The sequence below is a fragment of the Rheinheimera sp. genome, from assembly GCF_036568245.1.
Taxonomy (GTDB): Bacteria; Pseudomonadota; Gammaproteobacteria; order Enterobacterales; family Alteromonadaceae; genus Alishewanella.
Window position 1 is genome coordinate 1 of the sequence record NZ_DATCSY010000283.1, and the last position, 6199, is coordinate 6199.

At 50.7% G+C, this 6199-nt stretch carries 5 protein-coding genes and 1 pseudogene; 4 read left to right on the top strand and 2 right to left on the bottom strand.

Translation table 11 applies throughout. The annotated features are described in order from the left end of the window. Nucleotides 1-168: 168 nt before the first annotated feature. The gene (locus tag VIN66_RS12850) at nt 169-1017 is read right to left on the bottom strand and encodes a type 1 glutamine amidotransferase domain-containing protein (RefSeq protein ID WP_331924352.1); all 849 of its coding nucleotides are present in this window, start codon (nt 1015-1017) and stop codon (nt 169-171) included. 129 nt (nt 1018-1146) lie between these two features. Here VIN66_RS12850 and VIN66_RS12855 point away from each other — a divergent pair, with 129 nt between their 5' ends. After that, complete coding sequence (locus VIN66_RS12855; RefSeq protein WP_331924353.1) at nt 1147-2058, top strand: LysR family transcriptional regulator; 912 nt, start codon at nt 1147-1149, stop codon at nt 2056-2058. 19 nt (nt 2059-2077) lie between these two features. Here VIN66_RS12855 and VIN66_RS12860 read toward each other — a convergent pair whose 3' ends face one another. Further along, nucleotides 2078-3442 (bottom strand): M24 family metallopeptidase, encoded by a 1365-nt coding sequence (locus VIN66_RS12860; RefSeq protein WP_331924354.1) that lies wholly within the window; start codon nt 3440-3442, stop codon nt 2078-2080. Nucleotides 3443-3598: 156 nt separating this feature from the next. Between VIN66_RS12860 and VIN66_RS12865 the strand changes: the two genes are divergently transcribed. From VIN66_RS12865 to VIN66_RS12875, 3 genes and pseudogenes are all read left to right on the top strand, one after another. Then, complete coding sequence (locus tag VIN66_RS12865; protein WP_331924355.1) at nt 3599-4825, top strand: adenosine deaminase family protein; 1227 nt, start codon at nt 3599-3601, stop codon at nt 4823-4825. A 335-nt stretch (nt 4826-5160) separates the two neighbouring features. Then, a complete protein-coding gene (locus VIN66_RS12870; protein WP_230818254.1) occupies nt 5161-5370 on the top strand; it encodes a hypothetical protein in 210 nt (69 codons plus the stop codon). A gap of 104 nt (nt 5371-5474) precedes the next feature. Then, nucleotides 5475-6199: pseudogene (locus tag VIN66_RS12875) on the top strand (sensor histidine kinase); the annotation flags it as partial.

The window sequence follows — 6199 nt, forward strand, 5'->3', positions numbered from 1 at the left end:
ACACGCCGTTACGTTTAATCGAACCGCCGCCGTACAACAGTAATACCCGGGCGTCTTGCGGTAACCGGCTTTTAGCCTCTTTAATCTGGCCTTTACCAAACAGAATTTCGGTTTGGTTTTTAAAGGTAAAGTTCAACATAACAACTCCAATCGTATCGGTTTACAGCATTATTCGGCGGCAGTCGCCAGTTTTTTTAACATCGCAGCTGCCAGTGCTTTATCGGAAAACGGGTTCTGGCCGGTAATCAGCTCTCGGTCGATAACCACATTCGGTGTCCAGGCTTCACTGTATTGCATATTGCCACCAGCCTGTTGCATGGCTTTACCAGGGTAATACTGCAACTTGTCACCCTTTAACGACACCTCAAATACCGTTTCTTCTGCGTCAGAGAAAATGGTCATTTTGTAGCCTTGGTAAATCCAGTTGCTGGCCACAGGTGTTTTTTGCTGTACCAGTGCCTGCTGGTATTGCTGCGGATTGTGCTGGGCAGACAGCAGCGCTATCGGGCCATGGCAAATCGCTGCCGTTGGTTTAGCCTGTGCATTAAAATGCCTAAGTATAGTGCCGACTTGCGGGTTATTGGCTAAATCAATCAGCGGCGCATGGCCACCGGGTATAAACACGGCTTCATATTGCGCCAGGCCACCGTCGATCACTTCCTGCAATGACAAAGTGTCGTCGATACCGGGAATGGCCGCTATTACCTGCTGAATACGCTGCATTTCTGCTTCGCTGCCACCGAAATACTGCGCAGTAACCGACTTCTCATCTGCCACAGGGGCATTACCTTTGGGCGTTGCCAGTATCAGTTCATAACCCGCCTGCAAAAAGGCATCCGCTGGCACGCCAAATTCATTCAGGTAATAACCTGTCGTTAAGGTTTTGCCATCCTGTAGCTGCATCTGGCTTTCACTGGATAACAACACCAGGATTTGGCCCTTGCTGGTTTCTTCTGCCAAAGCCACTTGGCTCAGGCTGCTTAATACTGCCACCGCTAAAAGTGTTTGCTTAAACATAATATCCTCACTTGTCTGTTATTACGCCGCCTGCTGCAGCATCAGATGACACAAGCTTAAGCGGTTTCGCTTGCTATGAGAATTCAGCGCTTTTATGATCAGCCATCATATTTCTGATGACTTACTGCAATGTCATACTTTGTTCAGTTACGCACCTTTGTTGAGGTGTACCGCTGTCGTACTATTACCAAGGCGGCCGCTAACCTGGGGTTATCTCAGCCCGCCGCGACTGCCCATATTCAAAGTATTGAATCGCTGATAGGTGTGGCGCTGTTTGAGCGCAAGGCCCGCGGTGTCGAGCCCACAGCGGCAGCGCACGATTTAGCGCTGCAGGTATCGGCACATCTGGACGCGGTAGAACAAAAGCTGGCATCGGTCCGCAACCGCAGTAAAGCAGTATACGGCACATTAAACATCGCCGGGCCGGCAGAGTACATCAGCCATATTGCCGGGGCGCAGTTTGCCAATTTGCTACAAGCCGGTGAAGTGAATCTGGTGGTACATATCGGCAACAAAGAACGGATTTACCAACTGTTGGCTGATGGCACGGCAGAGCTGGCTATAACCGCCTCAACCCCCGATCCTGAAGCATTTGACTATCAGATTATTGATAGTGAGCGGCTGATGCTGGTGGCAAACCGCTTTACCGGCACGCAGCTGCAGCAGCTGCCTCTTAGTGCCGAACAACTGGCGCTGTATCCGGTCGTCAGCTACGACGCTACGCTGCCGCTCATCCGGCAGTATTTTAATGCCGTGTTTAATCAAAGCTGCCAGTCACCGATCGCAGCTATTTGCCCCGACATCAGGGCGATTGCCGGTATTGTTAAAGCCGGTGTTGGCTACAGCGTATTGCCGGATTACCTGTGCCGCGATGGTATTAAAAGCGGCGAACTGGTACGTTTAGGCGCAGCCGGCCCGGAAAACGTGATTTACCTGGTCTGGCGTAAAGGGGCACTGAAACACCCCCGTGTCAGCTACGCCAAAGATATTCTGATGGCCTTTGCCAATATCAATAAATATGCCGCCGATACGGCTGGCTGAGCCTCACCACAGCGCTTTACTAACGTATCAGATGCCACTGTGTCTGCCGGCCCGCCAGATAGATCACCTGTTTCCCGTCAAAATATGCGCTTTGCTCCAGCTTTATCTGTATCAGCTGGTTTTGCCACTCCGGCACCACCTGCTTGATGTTGCCTTCAATCGCATAAGCGGTGTTAGCATAGACCGGCCAGTCGCCCTGTACTGCTGTCGGCCCCTGATTATCCCACATGCCAATGGTCGGCCCCGGTGCATGCCCGACAAAACCCAGCGCATGGGTGTAGGTGCTGTGGTTAATCTTCGCTTTCGCCGCAGCTTTATGGGTCGCAGAGAGCACCTCGTTGCCACTGCGACCAACCCGGAATTCGTTGGTTAACAGATCCTGCCAGCGGTTGCTGGTGGCCAGTGCTTGTTTTAACCCTGCCGGCACATCTGCTTCGCCATGATCAAGCACGTATGCCATCTCCTGCGTATCGGTACATAGTTTCAGATAACAAATTCCGACGTCGGTATGCAGCGCATCGCCACGCTGAATAATGCCACTACTGCCGCAAAATGGGCTGTCAGCTGCACAAGCCTGACCTGCACGCTGTAAACTGACCGACGGCATAAACCATACCGGCAAATCCAACTGCTCAAACCGCTCGCGGATATACCAGGCCACATCGTCAGTAGTGGTTACGCCGGGTGTAATCACCTTATTGCTGAACGCTTCGGCGATAACAGCGCGGGCCAGACCAACCACCTGAGGATATAACTGCAGCTCGCTTGACGTGCGCTGTTCCAGCCAGCGGATCACTAATTTTTCGGCGCTCACTAAGCGCGGCTGATATTCAGCAGGTAACACTTTGAGCAGTTGCTGATGCAAACCCGAGGTTAGCCCGTCAGCTACCGGCCAGTATTCAGATACGTTAATGCCAATTTGCTTAGGCGAGCGCTTTACAATTTCCGCTGCCAGTGCCTGCCACTGCGCCGCTAAATCGCCACCAGACCACGCTGACTCATAGGGCGCACCGAGCGGATAACGGTTAACCGACAGCTTCTCCAGGCTGCCATCGGCTTTGCGGCTAAACAGCAACATAGTGGTGCGCCTGGCAGCAAACGTCGGCTGGGGTACCAACGTAAAGTACACAGGATCTTCGGCATATTCGCGGTTAACCACCAGCCACATATCCAAGCCCGCTTCTGCCATCAATTGCGGCAGCAGCTGCTCAAGCCGTTCAGTTAAAATCCGGTTTTCCGGTGCAACCCGCTGGCGGGGTGTCAGCACCTGAAATTCGCTGGCAGAAAGAAGCTGACGCCCCTGAGTAAAAGTTTCGGTTTTGGCCAGCAGGCTGGTGGTCAGTAGTGCAGCAGTGATTGCCAGCAGGGCGGATATAGCTTTCATGGCAGATCCTTTGATGTTGTTGTTCTGATTATTTGCTTTGTTTTAAGCCAGTTAAGTTGCCGAGGCAAGCAGGCTGCAGGTTAATATGGCAGTAAAGCCACGAATAGCGCTGAATTTGCGATACACTTAACGACAGTTATCTGCCAAGGAGTTGTTATGCCGCGTTATTCTGCTGAGTTTATCAAAGAGATGCCAAAATCCGACCTTCACCTGCATCTGGATGGCAGTCTGCGCCTGCAAAGCCTGATTGAAATGGCCAAACGTACCGGTACTAAACTGCCTGCCGATACCGTAGAAGGGCTTAAACAGCTGGTATTTAAAGATAAATACCACAATCTGGGCGAATATTTACACTGCTTTCAGTACACCTGTGCCGTACTGCGTGATATGGAGAACCTGGAGCGTGCAGCCTATGAGCTGGCGATAGATAACCAACTGGAAGGCGTAAACTACATCGAAGTGCGTTTTGCCCCGCAACTGCTTATCGACTTACCCAATGGCATCGATTTCGACCGCGTCATGCACGCCGTTAATAATGGTTTAAAACGCGCGATGCAGGAGTACAACCGCTCTGAACCGGTGCTTAGCGGCCTGAAGCCACCTTTTGCCTATGGCATTATTAACTGCGCCATGCGCATGTTTGGCGACAAAGGCTTCTCGCCTTATTACACCAACCTGTTTCAACTGATGCGTGATTTTGCACCGATGGATGTCATTAAACTGGCAGCGATGGAGCTGGTGCGGGCCAGTGTGCGGCTGCGCGATGAAGAGGGTATGCCAATTGTCGGCCTGGATCTGGCCGGCCAGGAAAGTGGTTACCCGGCCAGCAAGTTTAAAGAGGTGTACGAATACGCCCACCAGCATTTTTTGTTGAAAACGCTGCATGCCGGCGAAGCTTATGGCGCAGAGAGCGTATTTGAAGCCATTACCGAGTGCTATGCCGACCGTATTGGCCATGGCTACTCCATGTTTATTCCAGAAATGATTAGCGACGGCGACATTCAGGATAAAGCGGCTTATATCCGTAATCTGGCATCCTACATTGCCGATAAACGCATTGCGATTGAAGTCTGCTTAACCAGCAACCTGCAAACCAATCCGGCGATCACCGATATTAAGCAGCACAAATTTAAAGACATGCTGGAAAGCCGCATTGCTACGGTAATTTGCACCGACAACCGCCTGGTTTCAAACACCACTGTCAGCAAAGAATATCAGCTGGCACTGGATAACTTTGATATTCCGCTGAAACGGCTGAAAGACATGGTGGCCTATGGCTTTAAGAAAAGCTTTTTCCCGGGTACTTATGTTGAAAAACGCGAATACGCCAAGCAATGTCTGGAATATTTTGACCGCGTCGCCAAAAAATATGAGTTTATATAATTAAATTCAACAACTTGCACAATGTGTCGCCAAAAGCATACACCATAACCATCTGATAAATAACAATATTATTTTCAAGCCAGATTAACTGTCGCCGAACTGCGACAGTTAATCTGCTCACTACTGCTTCCTTATAAATCAAACATAAATAAGAAATTGATTTATATGAAAATATCAATAATTTTTAAACTTGGCACAACCCTTGTATTAAGTATACCAAGCGACGTTACAGGAGAATGTCGCAAGTGCAGGTTTCCAAGTGCCTTTGCCACATTCTCCTTCGAACTGACTGAACGCAGCACGCTGATGTAAAGCTGCATTTAACGGAGGTTGTTATGGACTTATTTCTGATGGGTACAGTGTTGTTTTTACTGGCTAACGTAGCTGTAGTGATCAGCATGCTGCGCCGTGTAAACCTGAACAACGACAGCGTGTTGGCATGGGAACAGGCTCAAATGGCCGCTACCCCAACACAACCAGTTGCAGCACCGGCATTACCGGCGGCAACGGCTTACCAGCCATCTTACCTGGCCGAGGCGGCTTAAGCCGCCTGCGCCACTATCCCATGAGTTCAGCGGTTTCGCTGAATTTTTGTAAGGCCAGAACCCCACTGGCCTTTTTTTTTTGCCGTTAAAATAGGGTATGCTTAATGGCCCTGCGATTACGACAAACGACTATGCGCTTTTCTTTGCAAACTGCTTCTTTGCGGCAACTGGTGTTATTGAGCTTTTTTCTCGCCCTGATCCCGGTGGCGGTATTGATGTGGCAAAGCCACAGGGCACTTAATGGCGTAAGCCAAAACGCTGTCGCAGAAGCTGAATCTTCGATTGCCAGTGTGCGCCGTGCCGAGAACATGCAGAACCTGGTGGTCGATATAGAACGGGCCGTGCGCCAGCATGCCGTAGTAAAAACCGAAGCGTTAGCACGGGTAGCCCAAACCCATCTGGATAATTATCAGGCCCTGCTACAGCAGGTGTGTGACAATGTCGGCCAGCCGCAGTTATGCCAGCAACAGCAGTATCAGCTGCAAATCATTCTGGACAATTTCACTGCGCTTAGCAGCAGCGAACTGGAGCCGGTAATGCAGCAGTTTCGTTTACAGCAACAACAACTGACGCAGCAAATCTGGTTGTTACTGGAAAAAAACCTGCAACAACAGCAGCATTTTGTGGTTGAGAGCCAACAACAACTGGCCTGGCAAACGGTTGCGCTGGTGTTGCTGACCCTGCTATTGGTGCTGTGGGCTTCTGGCCGCATTACGGCACCGGTGCGTAAGCTGGACAGAATGATCCGCGCTATCGGGCAGCAGCATCAGTTTCCGGAAGAAAAAATGACCGGCCCACGTGAACTGACTGAACTGGGTGAACAGCTGCG

What these genes read in the sequence shown, in the direction of transcription:
- VIN66_RS12850 (WP_331924352.1), bottom strand. Translation starts at nt 1,017, where the DNA reads ATGTTTAAGCAAACACTTTTAGCGGTGGCAGTATTAAGCAGCCTGAGC.
- VIN66_RS12855 (WP_331924353.1), top strand. Translation starts at nt 1,147, where the DNA reads ATGTCATACTTTGTTCAGTTACGCACCTTTGTTGAGGTGTACCGCTGT.
- VIN66_RS12860 (WP_331924354.1), bottom strand. Translation starts at nt 3,442, where the DNA reads ATGAAAGCTATATCCGCCCTGCTGGCAATCACTGCTGCACTACTGACC.
- VIN66_RS12865 (WP_331924355.1), top strand. Translation starts at nt 3,599, where the DNA reads ATGCCGCGTTATTCTGCTGAGTTTATCAAAGAGATGCCAAAATCCGAC.
- VIN66_RS12870 (WP_230818254.1), top strand. Translation starts at nt 5,161, where the DNA reads ATGGACTTATTTCTGATGGGTACAGTGTTGTTTTTACTGGCTAACGTA.